Below are 20,420 nucleotides of genomic sequence, written 5' to 3'. Positions count from 1 at the left end.
CTGAAATCTCAGCGTACGTCAGGCCCCCAGGCCACCCAGCAGAACCCCCGCGAGGGCGCCCAGAATCATGAAGGGGCCGAAAGGGATCTCGCTCTTGCGTCCCGCCCGCCGCGCGACGACGAGCACCAGGGCGTACAGGCCGTTGAACAACACTCCGGCGAACGCCCCCAGGAACAGCACGCCCCACCCGTACCAGCCGAGCGCCGCGCCGAGTCCCACCGCCAGCTTCACGTCACCGAAGCCCATCCCCTTCGGGTAGGCGAGCAGAAGCAGCAGATATCCGCCGCCGAGCCCGAGCGCGCCCCACAGCGTGCCGCTGAACGCCCCGCCGGCCTCCGGCAGCAGCGCAGCCCCGCCGAGCGCGAGCAGGGTGAGCCCGGCGAGCGGCAGCGTGAGCACGTCCGGCAGCCGCTTCACCGCGAAGTCGACGGTGGCCAGCAGCACGCCGAGCGGCGCGAGCAGCAGCCAGGCGCCGAGTTCGGGCCGGGTGCCGGTGGCGACGGCGAGCAGCGCGCAGACGAGCGCGGTGACGGCGGCGAGCCCGGAGGCCCGAGGCCCCGGCCGGACCCCCAGCCAGCCGCGGGCCGGGCGCCACGGCTCCCCCGGTTCGACGGACAGCCGGTACGCGGGCCGCGGCAGGAGCAGCCCCCAGGCCGCGCCCCACAGTGCGGCGAGCGCGACCAGCACGACCGGCGCACCGGCCTCGGTGGCGATCAAAACGTCCCCCTGCACCACGTCCCCCGCGCCGCCTCAGCCGCTCTTGACCCGGTCGAGGTCCGCCGTGGGATTGCCGGCGGCCGGGTACCGCGAGGTGTACTTGAGGGACGCACCGTCCGGGGTGAGGCGCACGGTGTGCCGGCCGGTCGCGCAGGTCCCCGGGTTGCCGGGTGCGGCTTTGCCGGCGGCGACCAGTGCCTTTCCGTCGGCGGACTTCAGGGTCAGTACGTCGACGCACTGGATGCCCAGCGGGTCCGTCGACGTCACCTTGCCGACCTGCTTGCCGACCCGGGCCTGCTTCAGGTCGACGTGGAACGTGCCGAAGGAGATCCCCGCCTGCTTCGCTGGCCCGTCCCACGACCCCACGTAGAACTTCGGCACACCGGGTGCCTTCGACGCCGCGGACGCGGTGGGCCTGGCGTCGCCCGCGCTGCCCTGGTCGCCGCCGCCCTCGCCCGGCAGCACGTTGAACAGGACCACCCCGCCGACGGTCACCGCCGCCAGCGCACCCGCCACGGAGAGCGCCAGCGTGCAACTGACCCGGCGGCCACGGCCGTTCGGCTTGTCGGGGGTCGAGGTCGCCGTCACGGACATCGACAGACGCCCCGGTACGGCGTCCTGTGGCGACCCCTCGGTGGGTGCCCCCTCCGTACGGGGCGTGGGCACGGGCGCGTACGCGGGATCCGGCGGCCCGAAGACGCCTGCGGGCCGCGAACTCCCGGGGGTGGCGGGGTTGCTGAACTCCCCGGGCCGCGAACTCCCAGGAACAGAGGGGCTACTGAACTCCGAAGGCCGCGAACTCCCGGACACGGCAGGGCTGCTGAACTCCGTCGGCCCCGAGTGCGGGACGTCGGCGGGCGTGCCCTCCAGGTCCAGGAGCCGCACCGCGCCGCGCGAGACCTCCTCCACCATCGGGCCCGGCAGCCACCCCGCCTGCACGAGACGGGCCGCGCCCTCCGGGGCGAGTCGCCGGGCGACCTCCTCGGGGGTGGGGCGGACGGCCGGGTCCTTCGAGAGGCAGGCCGCGGCGACCTCGCGCAGCTCCCCTGTCAGCGCGCCCAGTTCGGGCTGCTCGTGGACGACCTTGTAGAGGAGCGCGGCCGACGAGTCACCGGGAAAGGGGGACGACCCCGACGCCGCGTACACGAGGACCGCGCCGAGCGAGAAGACGTCCGCGGCGCCCGTGACGGCCTTGCCGAGGATCTGCTCGGGCGACATGTAGCCGGGCGAGCCGATGGAGACGCCGGTGGAGGTGAGCGAGGCCGTGCCGTCGGTGGCGCGGGCGATACCGAAGTCGATGAGCCGCGGCCCGTCCAGGGTCAGCAGCACGTTCGAGGGTTTTACGTCGCGGTGCACGAGCCCCAGGCCGTGCACCGCCGCGAGCGCCTCGGCGAGGCCGGCCCCCAGGACCCGTACGGAGTGCTCGGGCAGGCCCGCGCCGTCGCCCGCGGCCCGGGTGAGCGAGGGGCCGGCGACGTATCCCGTCGCCACCCACGGCACCTCGGCGTCCGGGTCGGCGTCGAGCACCGGCGCCGTCCAGGCGCCGCCCACCCGGCGGGCCGCCTGCACCTCACGCTTGAAGCGCGCCCGGAATTCGTCGTCGAGCGCGAAGTGCGGGTGCACGATCTTGACGGCGACGGTGCGCCCTCCGGCGCTGCGGCCCAGGTACACCCGGCCCATGCCGCCCGAACCGATCCTGCCGAGCAACCGGTAGGGCCCCACAGCCGTGGGTTCGCCAGTCTGAAGCGGCTGCATGATGCGGACCTCCCCCAATGTGCACGCACGCACCAGCAGCGTAGCCCCGCGCATCGCCCGCGCACATGCCTCTCGAACGCTCCGGAACACATCTGGAACGCATCCGGAACACATCGGGAGTACAGGGCTGATCACCGTGAATTCGTACCGAATTCACCCACCGGCGCGGAATTCCCGTACAAGGTTCCAGGAATCCCGCGCCGTAGAACGCCGGAGAACACCGAAGAGACGCCGAAGAGACGCCGAAGATGCCGAAGTGCGCCGGACCACGATCGCACTCAGGCGGAATTCACGGCGTCAGCAGCTCGACCCGTACATCCGCGGGAAATCCCGTCGTGGGGCCGACCCGCCGCGCGAACTCCGTGACGCCTTCCAGCTGCGCGGGCCCGAAGCGGAAGTCGAGCGTCGTGAAGTACTCCTCGAGGATCCTCTCGTCGAAGACCTCCCAGCGCGCCGCCTGCTCGGCGACCTTGGTGACCTCCTCAAGGGAGAGGTCGCGCGAGGCCAGGAACGCCTCGTGCACCTTCTGGGTGATCTCCGGCTCGCGCTCCACGTACTCCTTGCGCGCCGCCCACACCGCGAAGACGAACGGCAGCCCCGTCCACTCCTTCCACAGCGCGCCCAGGTCGTGCACCTGGAGGCCGAGCCGCGGGGCGTCGTGCAGATTGGCCCGCAGCGCCGCGTCCCCGATGAGCACGGCCGCGTCCGCGTCCTGCATCATCAGGCCCAGGTCGGGCGGGCACGTGTAGTAGTCGGGCTGTACGCCGAAGCGCTCGGCCAGCAGCAGCTGCGCCAGCCTGACCGACGTACGGGAGGTGGACCCGAGGGCCACCCGCCGGCCGTCGAGCTGGTCGAGGGGGACCTGCGAGACGATCACGCAGGACATCACGGGGCCGTCGCAGCCCACGGCGAGGTTCGGGAACGCGACGAGGTCGTCGGCCGCCTTGAGGAACTCGACGAGGGTGATAGGACCGATGTCGAGGTCACCGTTCACCAGCTGCTCGCTCAGCTTCTCCGGCGTGTCCTTCGTCAGCTCGAAGTCCAGGAGCGAGCCCGTCCTGGCAAGCCCCCAGTACAGGGGCATGCAGTTCAGGAACTGGATGTGGCCCACTCGCGGACGAGTGCGCCGCGCGGCCTTCAGGGTCTCGGGAGAATTGTCCACATCGCGACAGTAAACCCCATGCTGTACGGTGCAGGATCCGGGTCAGCCACGTCCTCGGGTCAACCCTCACCGGGACCCCTTCAAACCTGCGAGTGACGTGATCTTGCCCTCTATTGCATTCGGCTGCCTGCGTGCTAGGCTCGCCGCAAGTTGCAGTTTGGTTTCCCTTGCAGTACAGAGCCTGCGGAGCATGTGACCGCGGGCTCTCGTCGTTTTCAGACTTTTGCAGTTGTTCGCAAGTGCATTTGCAGGTTCTGGAGCAGGGCGACCCTATGGCCCATAGGAGGGCTTATGGCTACCGGAACCGTGAAGTGGTTCAACGCTGAAAAGGGCTTTGGCTTCATCGCCCAGGAAGGCGGCGGCCCGGACGTTTTCGTCCACTACTCCGCGATCAACGCAAGCGGCTTCCGCTCCCTCGAGGAGAACCAGGCCGTGAGCTTCGACGTCACGCAGGGTCCGAAGGGCCCGCAGGCGGAGAACGTCACCCCCGTCTGATCGTTCGCGATCACACGGTGGTAGTTGCCGTGTTCTGATCCGGAACCTAGCGCAGTACCCAAGGAGCCCCGCGCCTTATGGCAGCGGGGCTCCTGCCTTTTCCGGGTGCCTTCTACGTGAGTGCGGCGCGGGCCGCGACCGCGTCCGCCGGGTCCCAGTCGCGGCCCGGCACCGAGGCGAGCAGCAGCCGTGTGTACGGGTCGGTGGGCTCGCTCAGGACGCGGTGCGTGGGCCCTCGTTCGACCACCTTGCCGCGCCGCATCACCAGGACCTCGTCCGTGACGTGCTGGACGACGGCCAGGTCGTGGCTGACGAAGACCAGGGCCACTCCGGTGTCCCGGCGGATCTCGTCGAGGAGCCGCAGGATCTGCGCCTGGATGGAGACGTCGAGCGCGGCGACGGCCTCGTCGAGGACGAGGACGCGGGGGTCGACGGCGAGTGCGCGGGCGATGGCCAGGCGTTGGCGCTGGCCGCCGGAGAGGTGGCGGGGGCGGGCCCCGGCCTCCCGCTCCCCCAGGCCCACCTGGTCGAGGAGTTCCGTCGCGGTGGATTCGTCGCGGCCGTGCAGGTGGAGGGCCGAGCGGAGGCATTGTTCCGCGGTGAGGCGGGGGTCCAGGGAGACGTAGGGGTCCTGGAACACCATCTGGATCTGGCGGGCCCTGGCGAGGCGGGGCGCCTTGCCGCGCGGTTGTTTGCCGGTGCGTGGGGTGCCGTCGAGTTTGATCGTGCCGTGGTCCGGGCGGACGAGGCCGACGAGCATGCGGGCGACGGTGGTCTTGCCGGAACCGGACTCACCGACGATGCCCATCGCCCCGCCGGGGGTGAGGTCGAACGTGATCCCCTCCGCGGCGGTGTGGCTGCCGCCACCGGGGAGCGGGTACGTCTTACGGAGGTCCGTGACCTCCAGGAGTGGTGCTTGCGTGCTCACTTGGGCCCTGCCCCCTCGTTGTCGTTGCGCGGCACCAAATCAAGCCCCGCCGGCGTTTGAGGCGCGGTGCGGCGGCACGTGACCGTTCCGCCACCACGTACAGGGCTCGGTTCCGGGTGCCACGTGGCGCACGCGTCCTCCGCCTCCCCGCACCGGTCCACGAACGGGCAGCCCTCGAACGCATCCGAGAGGGACGGTGGGCGGCCCGGGATCGGGTCCAGGGGACCGGGCTCGCCCAGCGTCGGGGAGCAGGCGAGGAGGCCCCGGGTGTACGGATGGGCCGGCGCCGTGAACAGGGCCTTCGCCGCCCGGTGTTCGACCACGCGGCCCGCGTACATGACGTGGACCCGGTCGCAGTAGGCCGCCGCCAGATGCAGGTCGTGCGTAATGAAGAGGAGACCGGCGCCCCGGGACTCCCGGGCCTTGCGGAGCTGCGTGAGGATCTCCGCCTGGGTCGTCACGTCGAGCGCACTGGTCGCCTCGTCGGCGAGGAGGAGCCGGGGCCGGGCCGCCAACGCACCCGCGATGACGACGCGTTGGAGCATGCCGCCGGACAGTTCGTGCGGGCGTTGACGGAGGTGCCGCGCGGGGTCGGGCAGGCCGACCGCGGCGAGCAGGTCGAGCGCCTCGTCCTTCGTCGCACCGCGTTCCGTCAGGAAGTCACCGATGCGGCGCACCGGGTTCAGCGCGGCCCGCGGGTCCTGGTGGATCATCGCGACCGTGGCCGACCTGTGCCGCCGCAGCTCCTCACCGCGCAGCGAAAGCACGTCCGAGCCTTCGACCCGCACCGTCCCCGTGGTGGTCGACCCCTCCGGCAGCAGCCCGAGCGCCGCCTTCGCCGTCGTCGACTTGCCCGAGCCCGACTCCCCCACCAGGCCGACGACTTCGCCCTCGGCGACGTTCAGGGAGACCGAGTCGAGGAGGGGGCGGGCGGCGCCGGGGACCGTGACCGTGAGGTCCTCGATCGAGAGCAGCTTCGTCATCAGTCCTGCTTTCCGAGGCGGTCGGCGGCCCACACCCCGACGACGTTGAAGGAGACGACGACCAGGGCGATGGCCGTGCCGGGGACCATGGCGGGCAGCAGCGCGCCCTGCACGATCGCGGCCTGGCCCTCCTGGACCATCAGCCCCCAGTCGGAGGACGGCGGTTGGGCGCCGAAGCCCAGATAGGAGAGGGTCGCGAGCGACATCAGGGCCTCGCCGAAGAGGACGACGAGGTAGCCGAGGATCGACCGGCCGAGGTTCGGGACCAGGTGCAGCGCGCAGATCCGGGCGCCGCCCATGCCCTGCACCCGGTACGCGTCGACGTACGGCTTGCGGGCCTCGGAGAGGGCGAGGGAGCGGGTGTACTTGGCGATGGTCGGGGTGAAGGCGAGGCCGAGGGCGAGGACCGAGGTCGTCATGCCGGCGCCGAACACCGCGATGATCAGGACCGTGAAGAGCAGGCCGGGGAAGGCGTACATCACGTCGGTGAGGCGGGAGACGAGCGTGTCGACCCAACCGCCGCGCCATGCGGCGAGCACTCCGAGCGTCACCCCGAGGGCCGCGGCCACCGCGAGCAGCGCGACCGGTGCGACGAGGCTGGACCGGGCGCCGTAGAGCACGCGGGAGAGCAGGTCCTGGCCGGAGGAGTCGGTGCCGAGGAGGTGGTCTGCGCCGGTGCCGACGAGGGAGGCGGAGAGGTCGATGGCGTCGGGTGCGTAGGGCGCGAGCAGGGGCGCGGCGAGCGCCGCGAGCACGACGAGCGCGAGCACCGCTCCCGCGAGCGTGACGCCGAGGGGGCGCCGCGTGGTGCTGACCGGGGTCAGGCTGAGGGCCGCCGTCATGCGTGGGCCTCCTTCACTCTCGGGTCCAGGAGGGGGTGCACGAGGTCGACGAGCGTCGTCACGACGACGTATCCGGTGACCATCAGCAGCAGGACGGCCTGGGCGACCGGGAAGTCGTGGGTGTTGATCGCGTTGACGAGCAGCGAGCCGATGCCGCTGATACCGAAGGCCGTCTCGACGACGACCGTGCCGGCGAGCATGCCCGCCATGACCAGGCCGCACATGGTGACGATGGGCCCGAGCGCGTTGCGCAGGACGTGCCGGCGGACGATCTCGCGTTCCGGGACGCCGGAGGCGCGGGCCGCCTCGACGTGGTCGGATGCGGCGGCGTCCGCCATGGCCTGCCGGGTGACGCGGCTGATGATGGCGAGCGCGCCGAGGGCGAGGGAGACCGCGGGCAGGGTCAGGTGGTGCAGGGTGCCGGCGAGGCCGGAGCCCGAGCCGGTCACCGGGAACCAGCCGAGCTGCACACCGAACAGCGAGACCAGCGCGATCGCGGCCACGAACGAGGGGACGGAGGCGGCGAGCGTCGTGCCGCCGACCACCGCCGAGTCGACCCATGTCGAGCGCCGCACCGCCGCGAGGATCCCGGCGCCGACCCCGAAGACCACGTACAACACGGTGGCGTACGCGACGAGTTCGAGGGTGGAGGGCAGGCGGGAGGCGATCAGGTCCGCCACCTGGTCGCTGTATTTGAAGGAGCGGCCGAGGTCGAGGTGGACGGTGTCCCACAGCCAGCGGCCGTACTGGACGACGAGCGGTTCGTCGAGGTGGTACTGCTCGCGGACCTGCGCGAGACGTTCGGGGGTGAGCTTGTCGCGGCCGCCCGCGAGGAAGACGGCGGGGTCGCCGGGGGCCGCGTACACGGCGGCGAAGATGACGAACGACGCGGCGAAGAGGGTCGCCACGAGGCCGGCGATGCGGCGGGCGAGGCGCGTGACGAGGGCAAGGGGCATCATGTGTCGACTAGCCCTTTCTTACGCCGAGTTGGGTGGCCCAGGGGTAATAGAGGTAGGCCTGGGAGGCGGTGGGGCCGGCCAGCTTCTTGTTCAGGACGAGGATGGTGGGGACCTGCGCGAGCGGGATCCAGACCGCCGACTCGACGAACTTCTGCTGTACGTCGACGGCGAGCGCGGCGCGCTTGGTGTCGTCGAGGGTGGACAGGGCCTGCTTCACCTGGGCGTCGTACGTCTTGCTCTTGTAGTGGACCCAGTTGTTCGAGGAGTCGGACAGGCCGTTGTCGTAGAAGCCCATCGGGTCGGCCTTGGAGATGTACCAGTCACCTGCGAGTACGTCGATGTCGGCGCGGGCCGTCGGGTCGCTGTAGAACTCCTCGAACTCGGCGGGCGGCACCGTCTTGATCTCGGCGCGGATGCCGATGCTCTGGAGGGCGGCGCGGGTCGCGTTGGCGATGACGGTGCGGCCCTGGCTGGCGTCGGCGCCGATGACGACGGGGTCGGTGGGGGCGCCTGCCGCCTTCACCAGTTTCTTGGCCGCGGCGAGGTCGGCGTCGCTGGGCGAGGCGGGGGCGAGCCTGTCCAACTTCTTCTGTGCGGCGGCGAATTCGGCCTTCTCGTAGCCCCAGGCGCCGGAGCCGACCGGGGACGCCCACGGCTGGACGAGACCGCCGTAGCCGGACTCCGCGATGCCCCTGCGGTCGAGCGCGAGGGAGAGGGCGCGGCGGATCCTCGGGTCGGTGAGGCCGCCTCGGTCGGTCGGGATGAGGACGAGCGAGGCGGTCGACGGACCGTAGTACTGCTTGAGGTCCTTGTCGGCGCGCAGGGCCGCGGCCGTGTTCGGGGCGTCGGCGTAGGCGCCGTCGGCGGCGCCCGTCTTGAGTGCGTTGACGAAGGCGCTGTCGGTGGCCCAGTGGAAGACGATCTGGCGGGTGAGGGGCTGCTTGCCCCAGTAGTCCTTCGCGGCGCGAATGGTGATCGAGTCGCCGGACTTCCAGCCGGCGAGTTCGTACGGGCCCGAGCAGGCGTCGGGCTGGCCGGGAGTGCCGAACTCCTTGCCGGACTTGGCGACTTGGGCCTTGTTCCAGACGATGCCCGCGTCGCCCGCCATGGCCTTCAGGAACATCGCGTCGGGTGCTTCGAAGGTGACGGTGACCTGGTTGGCGGCCGTCTTCTTCATCGACGTGACGTTCTCGAACTCGTCCGACTGCTCCATGTCCTTGGACGCGTGCCGCTTCAGCGACCACAGGACGTCGTCCGCCGTCATCTTCGTACCGTCGTGGAAGGTGACGTCGTCGCGGAGGGTGAAGGTGAGCTTGCGGCCGCCGTCGGAGGTGACGGCCTTCTTCGCCAGGAACGGCTTCGTCGTCATGTCCGGCTGGAGCTGGTAGAGGCGCTCGCAGACGCTGGTGAGGACGATGCGGCCCGAGCTGGAGCCCTGGGAGTCGAGGTCGAGGGAGTCCGGTTCGTTCTCCAGGAGCCAATTCGCCTTGGTGAGCGGCCCGTTGGCGGCCGGGGTCGTCGCGTCGAGTTTCAGCTTGGACGCGTCGACCGGGGCGGCGCCCCCGGTGGGGCGATCGGCGCCCGCGCAGCCGGTGGCGGCGAGAAGGGTCGCGGCGACGACCACGGCCACCGCCGCCCGTCGTCTTGTCGTCGTCATCCGGCATCTCCGTACGGGCCGTCGTAGAGGTTCCAGGGCAGGTGCTGGTATTCGCGGTCGCAGGGGGTGCCGGCGGTGACGTGGTAGTCGCCGGTCGTCAGGTCGACGCAGGAGGAGACGAGCGTCATCCAGTGCTTGACCTCCGGCTTGCGGACGTCGGGGTGCGTGCACAGCGACTCGGGCAGGCCGAGGTGGTCCGACATGGCCTGCTTGATGAGCTTGCGGGACTCGTCGGCGCCGGTGGAGCCGCGCAGGGCGGCGAGGCCCTGTTCGGCGCGGGGGACGCGCAGGAGGGAGTCGGACGACATGGGGCGGTAGTCGGCGGCGAGGGCGGCCGGGACGCCTGCCTGGTAGTGGTTGCCGTGGACCAGGAGGCCGTCGGTCGGATGCATCCAGCCGATGCTCGCCGGGGTCGTCTCCAGGTCGACCGCGAAGCCCTCGCGGCAGGTCAGCAGGGCGTTGCTGGCGATGTGGGCGCGGGTGCGGCAGAGGATGTCGAGGGCGTCGGTGACCGTGTGGGTGTCGAGGACGCTGCGCCGGATGACGGTCTGCGGGAGGCCGATCGCCTCGCTGAACCGACCGCCGAGGCCGTTGGCGTTGAGGGCGATGCCGGCGGAGTTGGCGCCCTGGCGGCCTATCTGGCCGGCCTCCACCTGCATGATCACGGTGGGCTTGGGCGGCTGCTCGATCCGGATCATGACGACGGTGTCGGCGACGCCGGCCCGCCAGTCCCAGTTCTGACCGGCCCAGACGTGACCGTCGCCGCTGGCCTCGCCGTACGCGGCGAAGGAGGTGCAGCCCTCGGCGGGCTCCTCCGGTTCCTCCTTGGCGGCCATGTCCTTGAAGGAGCGGTCGTAGATGACCTCGCCGCGGGCGTTGAGCGCGAGGACGTCGAGGACGTCGACGCCCGCGCCGTCGGCTATGCCCCGCATTTCGTCGAGGAGTTCGGGGGCGTAGTCGCGCACCGGCTCCAGCCAGCGGGCCGCGCGTGCGGTGACCCGGTCCCAGGTCAGGCCGGCCGACTGGCCGAAGGCCTGCTCGTAGTAGCCGATGGCGGCGCCCAGTTGAGGCCTGACGGCCTCGCCGTACTGGCGGCCGCGCTCGAGAGGGGTGCCGCTGATGTCGATGACCGGGAGGGTCCGGGATGCCATGGTTCTCCTCGCCACGGAGAGGACTCGCTCCCGAAACCGTGCTGTAACGTCGATTACGAGATGCTCTCCACTTGGAATGCGTTGTCCAGGAGAGTAACGGCCATCACACGAGAGTCAATAGCTGTAATGGAAATTACCGATGGGGCCGCCCGGCTGCGCGGCGCCGTGCGCGAACGCTGGGACGAACTGTCCGCGTCCGAGCGGGCGGTGGCCCAGTACCTGGTCAGCGCCCCGGCCGAGTCCCTCCTTTTCGCCTCCGCGCAGGAGCTGGGAACGGCGAGCGGCACCAGCAACGCGAGCGTGGTGCGGACCCTGCAGAAGCTCGGGTACGCGGGACTGCCCGCGCTCAAGCGGGAGTTGGCCTCGGACCTCACGTCCGCCGTGGCCCCCGAGGTGCGGCTCAAGCGGCGCATCGCCCATGTCGGCCGCGACCTGGACGCCATCTGGGGCGAGGTGTTCGACGAGGCCGCCGAGCGCATCGAGCACGCCCGGCGCCTGACGCCCGGCGAGGCACTGCGGGAGGCGGTGGGGATCCTGGCGGAGGCCGGCGAGATCCACTGCTACGGGGTGGCGGCGTCCGAACTCGCCGCGCGGCACCTGACGTTGGCGCTCGGCAGGGTCGGACGCAGGGCGCAGTACGTCGGGGCCACCGGGTTCGCCCTCGCGGACCATCTGCTGCGGCTGCGCCAGGGCGACGCGGTCGTGATCTTCCAACCGGGCCGCGATCTGCCCGAGTTGACGGTGCTGATCGACCGGGCGCGGGCGGTGGGCGCGCGGGTCGTCCTGGTCACGGACGAGCTGGCCGAGCGGTACGGGGACCGGGTCGACGCGGTGCTCACCGCCCCGCACACGCCCACGGGGATCACCACGGAGGCACTGACGGCGCTGGTGGTGGCGGACGCGCTGCTGCTGGCGATGACGACGCTGGACGAGGGGCTCGCCGTGTCGACGTCGCACCAACTCACGGTGTTGCGGGAGCAGTTGCTGAACCGGCGGAAGAAGTAGCCGCCGGGGCCGCCCGCACGACCGCCTACGTGTGCTGCATCACCAGCACACAGGTGGTGCCCGGCTCCAGCGCCCGGCACGTGTGGGGTACGTCGCCGGGGTACGAGAGGTAGTCACCGGGAGCGAGCTCGACGGGGTCCTCCGTCGGCCCCGCGAGGACCCGGCCCAGTGGTCACGGGGCTGCTGCGGCCGGCAGGGCTGTCGCAGGAACGCCCCGAGCGGCCTCGGCCCGGCGCGCCACCGGCCCCATCGCCGCGCCTGCCGCGAGGAACACCGCGCCGAGCACCAGCCAACCAGGCACACCCCACGTCACCAGGAGCGCGGTCAGGACGAGCGGGCCGACCGTACGGGCGAGCGGCACTCCCGTACCGAAGAAGCCCTGGTACTGGCCTACTTGGTGCGCGGGCGCAAGCGAGAAGGACAGTTGCCACGACCCCGCCGACTGCTGCATCTCACCCACGAGCTGGAGGACCGAGGCCGCGACGAGGACCGCCACCGCGCCCCATGGGCCGAGGCCGCCCCCGGCCGACGCGGCGAACACCACGCACGACGCCAACAGCACGGCGCCGGAGCGGCGCACCGTCCGCGTGGCGGCGCGCAGACCGTCGACGCCGCGCGCCATCCGCACCTGGAACGCCATCACGCCAAGGGTGTTGAGCACGAACAGAGCCGACACCAGCCAGCCCGGCGCGGCCGTGTGCGTCACGATCCACAGCGGCACCGCGAGCGAGAGCAGCGGCATGCGCAGCAGGAGAACGGCGTTGAGCACGGTCACGGCGACGTACGGGCGGTCGCGGAGCACAGCGAGGCGCGGCTCCTTCACCGCCCGCGCCGGGACGGGCGGCACCACGGGAAGCCGGAACAGGATCAGCGCGCAGACCACGAAGCCGACGCCGTCGAGCGCGAGCACGAGGAGGTAGCCGGCGCGGGTGTCGTGCTGGAGGGCGAGCCCGCCGATGCCCGCGCCGACCGCCAGGCCCGCGTTCAGCGTCGACTGGAGGCGGGCGAGGGCGGCGGTGCGCCGGGCCGGTTCCACGACACCCGCGAGCAACGCCTGCCGGGCCGCCGCGAGGCCGCACTGCGCGACCGCGTACGCGACGAGCGCGAGCAGGAACGCGGCGTACGAACGGACGACCAGGAAGGACAGCACGGCCGCCGCCGTCCCGAGGGCCAGCAGCACGGACGCGCCGCGCGGCCCGCGCCGGTCGGCGGCCGCCCCGAGCGGCACCCCCGCCATCGCGCCCACGGCCCACGCCACCGTCAGGGCGAGGCCGACCTGCGTGGGCGAGAGCCCGACGACGCGGATGAAGTAGAGGGCGGACGTGACGTAGTAGACGCCGTCTCCGACGGAGTTGGCCAGCTGTGCTGCGGCGAGGGCGCGGACAGGCGAACGGGGCGGCATACTCCTCACGCTATGGAGGAACGCTCCTGCGCGAGTAGGCAACTTGTGGGGCCCGTGGCTGGGCCAATCGCCTCCCTGCCTGCCGGGCACCCGCAACACACTCACGGATGCATACGCGCACCCTTCAGCACCTTGTCCACCGCGTTGCGCGGGCCGTAGACCGAGAGGCCCACCAGGTCCAGTTCGGTGGCGGACACGGAGCGTACGGCTGCCCTGTTGTCGGTGTCGTTGCCGGTGGCGAAGAGGTCGGACGTGAAGACGGCGCGGGGCAGGGCGCGGCGCAGGGCGCGTTCGTGGGCGGTCTTCAGGAGGTCCTTGCCGCCCTCGAAGACCAGCACCGGCTGGCGGAACATCGGCAGGTACGGGGTGCCGTCCGCGTCCTCGTAGGGCTCGCCGATCACCTCGGGCACCTGGGGGCCGAGGCCGCTGACGAGGAAGGCCGTGACGTTCAGGCGCTGCCAGGTCTCCAGGTCGTCGCGGAGCAGCACGGCGATCTTCGTGTCGAAGCGGACGGGGGCCGGGGTGGTGGCGGGTGCGGGTGCGGGGGCGGTGGTCTCGGTGCTCATGGCTTGAGACTGCCGCCCACCTTCCCGTCCGGTCTTGTACGTTTTTTGCATGGCAGTCGGCGGTTCCGCGGGGGAAGAGATCACCGCGTGGCGGCCCCGCGTACCGGGCGTCACGGAGGTCTTCCACGCCCACTTCACGCGGCACGCCTACCCGATGCACGTGCACGACACCTGGACGCTGCTCATCGTCGACGAGGGCGCGGTCCGCTACGACCTGGAGCGGCACGAGCACGGGACGCCGCTCGGCACCGTCTCGCTGCTGCCGCCGCAGGTTCCGCACAACGGGCAGGCCGCGACGCCGGAGGGGTTCCGCAAGCGGGTGCTGTATCTGGAGGCGGCCGGGGAGGACGGGCCGCTCGACGCGTCGTTCGTCGGGGCCGCCGTGGACACTCCCGACCTGGTGGATCCGCTGCTACGGCGACGTATCGGGCAGCTGCACACCGCGCTCGCGCACCCCGGCGACGAGCTGGAGGCCGCGGCCCGCTTCGCTCTCGTCGGCGAACGGCTCCGCGAGCGGTTGCGGCCGGCTCTCGCCGAGGCCCCGGGCCACCGGAAGCGCGTGCCCGACCGTCGTGTCGCCGCGTCGCTGCGGGAGCTGATCGACGCGCGGGTGACCGAGGGCGTCGAGCTGAAGGAGGCGGCGGGGCTTGTGCACGCGCATCCGGCGCATCTGGTGCGGTCCTTCGGGGCGGCGTACGGGATCGCTCCGCACCAGTACCTGATGTCGCGGCGGGTGGATCGGGCGCGGCGGATGCTGCTCGACGGGCAGGCCCCCGCCGGGGTGGCGGAGGCGTGTGGGTTTTACGACCAGGCGCATTTGACGCGGTGCTTTAGGCGGGTGGTGGGGGTTCCGCCGGGGCGCTATGCGCGGGGCCGGTGACGTTGCGCCCAGCCGGGGTTGACGTCTCGGGGCTCTGCCCCGGACCCCGCGCCTCAATCGCCGGCGGGGCTTGATTTGCGCAGCAGCACCCCGCTCAACACCGCCGTCGCCACCAGCAGCACACCCGCCACCACCAGGCTCGCCCGCATACCGCCCAGGGAGAACGTTCCCTCGCCGTTGGCGGCGAGGAGGGTGCCGAAGAGGGCGACCGCGAGGGCGCCGCCGGTTTGGCGGAGGGCGTTGAGGAGGCCGGATGCCGTGCCCACACGCGGGCCCGGGACGGCGTCCATCAGCATCGCCGTCACCGCCGGGATCGCGAACGCTCCGCCGAGGCCCGTCGGGACGAGGAGGGTCAGGAGCAGCCAGGTCGGGGTGTGCGCGGACAGGGGCAGCAGGGCGAACATCGCGAGGGCCAGGACGAGTTGGCCGATGACGACGACCGTGCGGCGGCCGAAGCGTTCGGCGGCGCGCGGCGAGATCAGGTTCGTGCCGGTGATCAGTACGGCCAGCGGCACGAAGACCAGGCCCGCCGCCGTCGCGGACATGCCCCGGAGCTGCTGAAGGTAGAGGCCGAGCAGGAACACCACACCGTAGAAGCCGACGTTCGTGGCGAAGCCGATCGCGAGGGACACCGAGACCGTGCGGTCGCGCAGCATGGTCAGCGGGACCATCGGGGCGCGGTGGCGCTTCTCGGTCACGTAGAAGGTGATCGCGGAGACCACCGCCACGGCGAACGCCGCGAGGCCCGCGCGGCCGCCCTCGATCACCGCGAAGGTCAGGCCCGCGAGGGTGAGGACCGCCGTGATCTGGCCGGGGATGTCCAGTGGTGCGGGGCGGCGCGGCGAGGGGGCGACCTTCGTGAGCAGGAGCAGGATGGCCGCGCCCACGGGCAGGTTGAGGAAGAACACCGCACGCCAGCCCACGTGTTCGGTGAGTACGCCGCCGAGCACCGGGCCCGCCGCCATCGACACCGAACCGCCGACCGTCCACAGGGCGATCGCCCGAGCCCGCCGCCGCGCGTCGTCGTACGCCTCCCGGATCAGCGCGAGCGACGCGGGCATCAGGACGGCGGCCGCCCCGCCCTGGACGACGCGGGCCGCGATCAGCGCGCCGAGGCCGGGGGCGACGGCGCAGGCCAGCGAGGCGAGGGTGAAGAGGGTGGTGCCGAGGACGTAGGCGCGGCGGGCTCCGGTGCGGTCGCTGAGCGCGCCCGCCGACAGCATCAGACCGGCGAACATCAGCGTGTACGCGTCCGCCACCCACTGCAGTCCGGTCATGCCGCTGTGCAGGTCGTCGCGGATGTCCGGCAGGGCGATGTTCACGGCCGACACGTCGATGGTGATCACGGCGAAGCCGAGCAGCGCGGCGAGGAGGGCGGGGGTCCGGCCGGTGCGGCCGGGTACGGCCTCGGCTTCGAGTACGGGTTGCGTACGAGTACGGGCTCTGGCGGCGACGGTGGTCACGCTGTCCTCCTGGGGCGTGGTGTGCGAAGTGCGGGTGGGCGGCAGGCACGGGCCGCGGCCCTGTGACATGCACTCCCTGGGCCCCCGGGCCCTTACGTGAAGGGCCCTCGCCTGCCGGCCACCCGCAGCGAGGACAACTCTGCGGCCGCCGCGCGAAAGGTGGCAGACCGCGCCGCACCGGGGTGCCGCGTTCCTGGCCCTGACACGGCCCCCCACCGCGCTCGACGAGCATGGACAATGCACGTATGGCTGAGACCACGGAACTGGGCCGCTATCTGCGGGCCCGCAGGGGGCAGGTGACACCGGCCGAGGCGGGCCTGCCCGCCGGCACGGGGATGCGGCGCACGCCCGGGCTGCGGCGCGAGGAGCTGGCGACGCTCGCCGGAGTGAGCGTCGACTACTACACGCGCCTGGAGCGGGGCCGCGAGACGAACCCCTCCCCCGCCGTGATCGACGCCATCGCCCACGCACTGCGGCTGCGCGGCGACGCCCACGAGCGGCTGCACGACCTGGCCGAGATGGCCTCGGGCCGGCACACCGAGCCCCGCCCCACCACCGACGACACGGTGCGCGATTCGGTGCACCGGATGCTGGAGGCGCTGCGGCCGCTGCCCGCGTACGTGGTCAGCCGCTTCAACTACGTACTCGCGGCGAACCCGCCGGGCCGGCGCCTGCTGCCCGGCCTGTGGGACCTGCCGGCCGAGCAGCGCAACATCACCCGCTATCTCTTCCTGCACCCGGTCGGGCGGACCCTGTACGTGCCGTGGGAGGAGACGGTGACCGCGTCGGTCGCCCACCTGCGGGCCATCGGCGGCACGGACGCGGACGACCCGCGGATGGCGGCGCTGGTCGGCGAACTCCTCCTGAAGTCACCGGACTTCACCCGCATCTGGGACCGGTACGACGTCCATGAGCGCAGCGGCGGCACGAAGTCCTTCGACCATCCGAAGGTCGGCGCGATGACGCTCACCTTCGAGGTGATGCAGCTGGCGCGCACGGGCGGCCAGCGCATGGTCGTCTACCAGGCCCCTGCGGGGTCGCCGGACGAGGAGGCGGTCCTGAAGCTGGACCCCCAACAGGCAAGCCCGCGCTGAGCATCATCGAGCCCCGCCGCACGCGCAGCGTCGGGGCAAGGTATGTGTCGTCCCCGCCGGTCCTCGGGAGCGGGTGGTCACGCCGGGCTGCGTACGCTGAGGCGTGCAGAGCGGGCGAGGAAAGGCGGCTGGGGTGGGCGGCGAGGTGCGGTCCGGGGTGGTGCGGCAGAAGAGGATGCCGCGGGCCGAGCGGGAGCGGCAGATGCTGGACGCCGCGGTGCGGGTGTTCGGGAAGCGGGGGTACCGGGCCGCGTCGATGGACGAGATCGCCGAACTGGCGGGCGTGTCCAAGCCGTTGGTGTATCTGTATCTGAACTCGAAGGAAGACCTGTTCGGCGCCTGCATCCGGCGGGAGGCGGAGGCGCTGGTCGACGCGGTCCGGGCGGGCGTACGCACGGACGTGGCCGCCGACCGGCAGCTGTGGGAGGGCCTGACCGCCTTCTTCACGCACACCGCCGAACGACCCGACGGCTGGGCGGTGCTGCACAGCCAGGCGCGCTCCGGCGGGGACTCTTCCTCAGGGTCTCAACTTCGTTCGAGCAAGGGGGACCCCGTTGTCGCGGAGGTCGGCGCGATGCGCGAGGAGATCGTGGCGTTCGTGACCCATCTGATCGCGGAGGCCGCACGCGAGGCGCACGACAACCCGGAGCTGGCCGAGCGGGAGGTCGCGGGCCTCGCCCAGGCCCTCGTCGGCGCGGCGGAGGCGCTGGCGGACTGGGCGAACGGCGACGCGACGGTGTCCGCGAAGGAGGCCGCCACGACGTTGATGAACTTCTCCTGGTCGGGCCTCGGCAACCTGATGGACGGGGAGCGCTGGTCGGCCCGTTAGGGCCCTAGGGCCTGTCGTTCGGTTCAGGCCCTAGCCCGCCAACCCGTGCACCTCGCCCGTGACGTGCACCCGGTCGCCCTCGGCGGCCCGCAGTTCGAAGGCCGGGCCCTGCGCCGCGTACACCACCTCGCCCGGCAGCAGCACCGGCGCCTTGAAGCGGGCCTGTACGTGGACGGGCCCGTTCGTCTTGTGCTCGGCCAGGCAGCGGGCCACCGTCCACATGCCGTGGGCGATGGCGCGCGGGAAGCCGAAGAGGCGGGCCGTGAGCGGGTGCAGGTGGATGGGGTTGCGGTCGCCGGACGCGGCGGCGTAGCGGCGGCCGAGGTCCTCGCCGAGCCGCCAGCGGGCCTGCTCGGGGAGCGGTTCGGCGGGGGTGTCCTGCGGGGGCGTCTCACCCTTGGGCGTGGAGGTCTTGTGGCGGGCCAGGTACGTACTGGTCGACTGCCACACCGGTTCCCCCTCGGTGTGCAGCTCGGTGACGACGACGGCCTCCGTGCCGCGGCGGTGCGGTTGCAACTCCTTGACGTGGACGCTCAGTTCGAACGTTTCAGTGGGTGACAGGTCGCGCTGCTGCGTGATCGCGATCGACGTGTGGACGAGGCCGAGCACCGGCAGCGGGAACGCGCGCTCCGACATCAGCCGCATGGCCAGCGGGAAGCCCAGGATGTGCGGATACGTGACGGGCAGCTCGGGCCGCTCGGTCGCGAACCCGCAGGCGCGTTCGTACGCGGTGAGGTGGTTCTGCGTGATGCGGAGGCCGGGGACGGCGAGCCGGGTGTCGGGCAGCGGCGCGTCCTGGCGCGGCCGCTTGAGCGGGGAGAGGGCGGCGCCGCGGAGCATGAGGGGGAGGAGGGAGGGGGTGCGGTCGAGGGTGACGGTGCGGGGGGTCATGGCGGGTCCTCGTGAGGGGTGGGGGTGTCGTTGCGGGAGCTGTGGTGCGGGCTGCGACGGGGTGGGCGCCGACCGGTGGGCGCTGCCCGCGCCGGGGTGCCGCCTTGCCCACCCTGCCGCCCCTGGCGGCAGATTGCCCAAGGCGGCCGGAGCGGCGGCGGATTGCCCAAGGCGGCGAGTGGCGGCGGATTGCGCGAGGCTCGGGTGGCGGCGGATTGCGCGAGGCGGGGGGCGCCCCGGAGGGGTTACGCGCCGAGCAGCGACTGCCCGCACACCCGGACCACCTGGCCGTTCACCGCCCCCGAACCCGGGGACGCGAACCACGACGTCGTCTCCGCCACGTCCACCGGAAGCCCGCCCTGCCCAAGGGAGTTCATCCGGCGTCCGGCCTCCCGGATGAACAGCGGGACGGCCGCCGTCATCTTGGTCTCGATGAAACCGGGCGCCACCGCGTTCACCGTCACCCCGTGTTCGGCGGCGGCCCGCGGCGCGAGCGATCGTACGAGCCCGACGATGCCCGCCTTGCTCGCCGCGTAGTTGGTCTGCCCGGTGTTGCCCGCGATCCCGGCGATGGACGCGGTGGCGACGATCGACCCGCCGCGACGTACGGCCCCGGCCTCGAGCAGCGCGTCCGTCGTCCGCAGCACGCTCGCGAGGTTGACCTCCAGAACCGAACTCCAGCGCTCGGCAGGCATGTTGGCCAGGCGCCGGTCGCGGGTGATGCCCGCGTTGTGCACGAGCACGTCCAGGCCGTCGGGCACGAACTCCGCGATCCGCTCGCCCGCGTCGGCCGCCGTGATGTCCAGCGGCAGCGCGCGCCCGCCGAGCCGCTCCGCCACCTTCGCGAGGTCGGCCTCGGCGGACGGCACGTCGAGCAGGACGACCTCGGCACCGTCCCGTACGAGGGTCTCGGCGACGGCCTCACCGATACCGCGGGCGGCGCCGGTGACGAGCGCGGTGCGCCCGGCGAGCGGCCGGTCCCAATTCTCGGGGAGCGTCAACTCGCCCTCCGTGGCACCCACTTGGATCACCTGCCCGCTCACGTACGCCGACTTCGGCGACAGCAGGAAGCGCAGGGTCGACTCGGCGCCGGCCACCGGGCCCGCGACGCGCACGAGGTTCACCGTGCGGCCGCGCCCGATCTCCTTGCCGAGCGAGCGCACGAAGCCTTCGAGGCCCTGCTGCGCGGCCGCCTGGTGGTGGTCTTCGGGCGACGGCGGCGCGCCGAGGACGATGACGCGCCCGCCCGCCGCGAGGGAGCGGACGACCGGGTGCAGCGCGGCGTGCACATCGGCGAGCGAGTCGAGGCCGGTCACGGCGGTGGCGTCCACGACGGCGGCGACGGGGTGCTCGCCCGTGGAGGCGGTCGACACGACGTCGAGGCCGGTGCCGGCGAGCAGCTTCCCGAGCTCATCGCGGTGCGCGGGCTCGCCCGCCGTGAGGTGCAGCAACTTCCCTTCCAGGCCCGGACGTTCGGGGCTGAAGCGGTGCAGCGGCGCGGGCTGCGGCAGGCCGAGGCGGCGGGTCAGGAAGCGGCCGGGGGCCGTGCCCGTGAAGTTCAGATAGCGGTCGGCCATTGTCCAGCTCCCAGCTCGGTCGTAAATTTACTACAGAGTAAGGTTACTCATTGGTCAGTACTTG

General features: G+C 72.1%; 19 protein-coding genes. 5 read left to right on the top strand and 14 right to left on the bottom strand.

What is annotated here, in order from left to right; genetic code table 11:
- Positions 1 to 18: 18 nt before the first annotated feature.
- The 3 genes from OHA73_RS25255 to OHA73_RS25245 all read right to left on the bottom strand — a co-directional run bounded on the left by OHA73_RS25255 (position 19) and on the right by OHA73_RS25245 (position 3,634).
- Positions 19 to 717 (bottom strand): A24 family peptidase, encoded by a 699-nt coding sequence (locus tag OHA73_RS25255; RefSeq protein ID WP_327656201.1) that lies wholly within the window; start codon positions 715 to 717, stop codon positions 19 to 21.
- Positions 718 to 750: 33 nt separating this feature from the next.
- Positions 751 to 2,472, bottom strand: a complete 1,722-nt coding sequence (locus OHA73_RS25250) for a serine/threonine-protein kinase (RefSeq protein WP_327656200.1) — start codon at positions 2,470 to 2,472, stop codon at positions 751 to 753.
- Between the two features lie 289 nt (positions 2,473 to 2,761).
- Positions 2,762 to 3,634, bottom strand: a complete 873-nt coding sequence (locus OHA73_RS25245) for a menaquinone biosynthetic enzyme MqnA/MqnD family protein (protein ID WP_267069558.1) — start codon at positions 3,632 to 3,634, stop codon at positions 2,762 to 2,764.
- Between the two features lie 291 nt (positions 3,635 to 3,925).
- On the opposite strand from OHA73_RS25245, the gene OHA73_RS25240 reads away from it, so the two are divergent.
- A complete protein-coding gene (locus OHA73_RS25240) occupies positions 3,926 to 4,129 on the top strand; it encodes a cold-shock protein (RefSeq protein ID WP_003998944.1) in 204 nt (67 codons plus the stop codon).
- Positions 4,130 to 4,241: 112 nt separating this feature from the next.
- Here the strand turns inward: OHA73_RS25240 and OHA73_RS25235 are convergent, their stop codons facing one another.
- Genes OHA73_RS25235 through OHA73_RS25210 form a run of 6 tightly spaced genes read right to left on the bottom strand, consistent with a single transcriptional unit; the run spans position 4,242 to position 10,649 of the window.
- The gene (locus tag OHA73_RS25235; protein WP_327656199.1) at positions 4,242 to 5,057 is read right to left on the bottom strand and encodes an ABC transporter ATP-binding protein; all 816 of its coding nucleotides are present in this window, start codon (positions 5,055 to 5,057) and stop codon (positions 4,242 to 4,244) included.
- Positions 5,054 to 6,040, bottom strand: a complete 987-nt coding sequence (locus OHA73_RS25230; RefSeq protein ID WP_327656198.1) for an ABC transporter ATP-binding protein — start codon at positions 6,038 to 6,040, stop codon at positions 5,054 to 5,056. Before OHA73_RS25230 ends, OHA73_RS25235 begins: the two co-directional genes overlap by 4 nt.
- A complete protein-coding gene (locus tag OHA73_RS25225; protein ID WP_267069561.1) occupies positions 6,040 to 6,882 on the bottom strand; it encodes an ABC transporter permease in 843 nt (280 codons plus the stop codon). Before OHA73_RS25225 ends, OHA73_RS25230 begins: the two co-directional genes overlap by 1 nt.
- Entirely contained in the window at positions 6,879 to 7,838 is a 960-nt protein-coding gene (locus tag OHA73_RS25220; RefSeq protein ID WP_266718778.1) for an ABC transporter permease, read from the bottom strand. The genes OHA73_RS25225 and OHA73_RS25220 overlap by 4 nt, the downstream gene beginning before the upstream one ends.
- Before the next feature lie 10 nt (positions 7,839 to 7,848).
- Positions 7,849 to 9,498, bottom strand: coding sequence for an ABC transporter substrate-binding protein (locus OHA73_RS25215; protein WP_327656197.1), 1,650 nt, complete (start codon positions 9,496 to 9,498; stop codon positions 7,849 to 7,851).
- Positions 9,495 to 10,649, bottom strand: a complete 1,155-nt coding sequence (locus OHA73_RS25210) for a C45 family autoproteolytic acyltransferase/hydolase (RefSeq protein WP_266712874.1) — start codon at positions 10,647 to 10,649, stop codon at positions 9,495 to 9,497. The genes OHA73_RS25215 and OHA73_RS25210 overlap by 4 nt, the downstream gene beginning before the upstream one ends.
- 126 nt (positions 10,650 to 10,775) lie before the next feature.
- On the opposite strand from OHA73_RS25210, the gene OHA73_RS25205 reads away from it, so the two are divergent.
- A complete protein-coding gene (locus OHA73_RS25205) occupies positions 10,776 to 11,654 on the top strand; it encodes a MurR/RpiR family transcriptional regulator (protein WP_327656196.1) in 879 nt (292 codons plus the stop codon).
- Positions 11,655 to 11,826: 172 nt separating this feature from the next.
- Here OHA73_RS25205 and OHA73_RS25195 read toward each other — a convergent pair whose 3' ends face one another.
- Both OHA73_RS25195 and OHA73_RS25190 read right to left on the bottom strand, forming a co-directional pair.
- Complete coding sequence (locus OHA73_RS25195; protein WP_267069564.1) at positions 11,827 to 13,056, bottom strand: MFS transporter; 1,230 nt, start codon at positions 13,054 to 13,056, stop codon at positions 11,827 to 11,829.
- 101 nt (positions 13,057 to 13,157) lie between these two features.
- Positions 13,158 to 13,622 (bottom strand): DUF2000 domain-containing protein, encoded by a 465-nt coding sequence (locus OHA73_RS25190; RefSeq protein WP_327656195.1) that lies wholly within the window; start codon positions 13,620 to 13,622, stop codon positions 13,158 to 13,160.
- Between the two features lie 49 nt (positions 13,623 to 13,671).
- Between OHA73_RS25190 and OHA73_RS25185 the strand changes: the two genes are divergently transcribed.
- Positions 13,672 to 14,502 (top strand): helix-turn-helix domain-containing protein, encoded by an 831-nt coding sequence (locus tag OHA73_RS25185; RefSeq protein ID WP_267069565.1) that lies wholly within the window; start codon positions 13,672 to 13,674, stop codon positions 14,500 to 14,502.
- A gap of 53 nt (positions 14,503 to 14,555) precedes the next feature.
- Here OHA73_RS25185 and OHA73_RS25180 read toward each other — a convergent pair whose 3' ends face one another.
- The gene (locus tag OHA73_RS25180) at positions 14,556 to 15,965 is read right to left on the bottom strand and encodes an MFS transporter (RefSeq protein WP_327656194.1); all 1,410 of its coding nucleotides are present in this window, start codon (positions 15,963 to 15,965) and stop codon (positions 14,556 to 14,558) included.
- A gap of 245 nt (positions 15,966 to 16,210) precedes the next feature.
- Between OHA73_RS25180 and OHA73_RS25175 the strand changes: the two genes are divergently transcribed.
- Together OHA73_RS25175 and OHA73_RS25170 are read left to right on the top strand one after the other, a co-directional pair.
- Positions 16,211 to 17,059, top strand: a complete 849-nt coding sequence (locus tag OHA73_RS25175; protein WP_267069567.1) for a helix-turn-helix domain-containing protein — start codon at positions 16,211 to 16,213, stop codon at positions 17,057 to 17,059.
- 175 nt (positions 17,060 to 17,234) lie between these two features.
- Positions 17,235 to 17,888, top strand: a complete 654-nt coding sequence (locus OHA73_RS25170; RefSeq protein WP_266718777.1) for a TetR/AcrR family transcriptional regulator — start codon at positions 17,235 to 17,237, stop codon at positions 17,886 to 17,888.
- Between the two features lie 30 nt (positions 17,889 to 17,918).
- Here OHA73_RS25170 and OHA73_RS25165 read toward each other — a convergent pair whose 3' ends face one another.
- Positions 17,919 to 18,779 (bottom strand): MaoC family dehydratase, encoded by an 861-nt coding sequence (locus tag OHA73_RS25165; RefSeq protein WP_327656193.1) that lies wholly within the window; start codon positions 18,777 to 18,779, stop codon positions 17,919 to 17,921.
- A gap of 245 nt (positions 18,780 to 19,024) precedes the next feature.
- Positions 19,025 to 20,356: a 3-oxoacyl-ACP reductase gene (locus OHA73_RS25160; RefSeq protein ID WP_327656192.1), complete on the bottom strand. Its 1,332-nt coding sequence runs from the start codon at positions 20,354 to 20,356 to the stop codon at positions 19,025 to 19,027.
- Positions 20,357 to 20,420 lie beyond the last annotated feature (64 nt).

Origin of the sequence: Streptomyces sp. NBC_00483 (assembly GCF_036013745.1) — a bacterium.
Lineage (GTDB): Bacteria > Actinomycetota > Actinomycetes > Streptomycetales > Streptomycetaceae > Streptomyces.
Note: the sequence above shows the minus strand (reverse complement) of the source record. Positions and strands in the feature narration are given on the sequence as shown.

What these genes read in the sequence shown, in the direction of transcription:
- OHA73_RS25250 (WP_327656200.1), bottom strand. Translation starts at nt 2,472, where the DNA reads ATGCAGCCGCTTCAGACTGGCGAACCCACGGCTGTGGGGCCCTACCGG.
- OHA73_RS25240 (WP_003998944.1), top strand. Translation starts at nt 3,926, where the DNA reads ATGGCTACCGGAACCGTGAAGTGGTTCAACGCTGAAAAGGGCTTTGGC.
- OHA73_RS25230 (WP_327656198.1), bottom strand. Translation starts at nt 6,040, where the DNA reads ATGACGAAGCTGCTCTCGATCGAGGACCTCACGGTCACGGTCCCCGGC.
- OHA73_RS25225 (WP_267069561.1), bottom strand. Translation starts at nt 6,882, where the DNA reads ATGACGGCGGCCCTCAGCCTGACCCCGGTCAGCACCACGCGGCGCCCC.
- OHA73_RS25220 (WP_266718778.1), bottom strand. Translation starts at nt 7,838, where the DNA reads ATGCCCCTTGCCCTCGTCACGCGCCTCGCCCGCCGCATCGCCGGCCTC.
- OHA73_RS25215 (WP_327656197.1), bottom strand. Translation starts at nt 9,498, where the DNA reads ATGACGACGACAAGACGACGGGCGGCGGTGGCCGTGGTCGTCGCCGCG.
- OHA73_RS25210 (WP_266712874.1), bottom strand. Translation starts at nt 10,649, where the DNA reads ATGGCATCCCGGACCCTCCCGGTCATCGACATCAGCGGCACCCCTCTC.
- OHA73_RS25205 (WP_327656196.1), top strand. Translation starts at nt 10,776, where the DNA reads ATGGAAATTACCGATGGGGCCGCCCGGCTGCGCGGCGCCGTGCGCGAA.
- OHA73_RS25195 (WP_267069564.1), bottom strand. Translation starts at nt 13,056, where the DNA reads ATGCCGCCCCGTTCGCCTGTCCGCGCCCTCGCCGCAGCACAGCTGGCC.
- OHA73_RS25190 (WP_327656195.1), bottom strand. Translation starts at nt 13,622, where the DNA reads ATGAGCACCGAGACCACCGCCCCCGCACCCGCACCCGCCACCACCCCG.
- OHA73_RS25185 (WP_267069565.1), top strand. Translation starts at nt 13,672, where the DNA reads ATGGCAGTCGGCGGTTCCGCGGGGGAAGAGATCACCGCGTGGCGGCCC.
- OHA73_RS25175 (WP_267069567.1), top strand. Translation starts at nt 16,211, where the DNA reads ATGGCTGAGACCACGGAACTGGGCCGCTATCTGCGGGCCCGCAGGGGG.
- OHA73_RS25170 (WP_266718777.1), top strand. Translation starts at nt 17,235, where the DNA reads ATGCCGCGGGCCGAGCGGGAGCGGCAGATGCTGGACGCCGCGGTGCGG.
- OHA73_RS25165 (WP_327656193.1), bottom strand. Translation starts at nt 18,779, where the DNA reads ATGACCCCCCGCACCGTCACCCTCGACCGCACCCCCTCCCTCCTCCCC.
- OHA73_RS25160 (WP_327656192.1), bottom strand. Translation starts at nt 20,356, where the DNA reads ATGGCCGACCGCTATCTGAACTTCACGGGCACGGCCCCCGGCCGCTTC.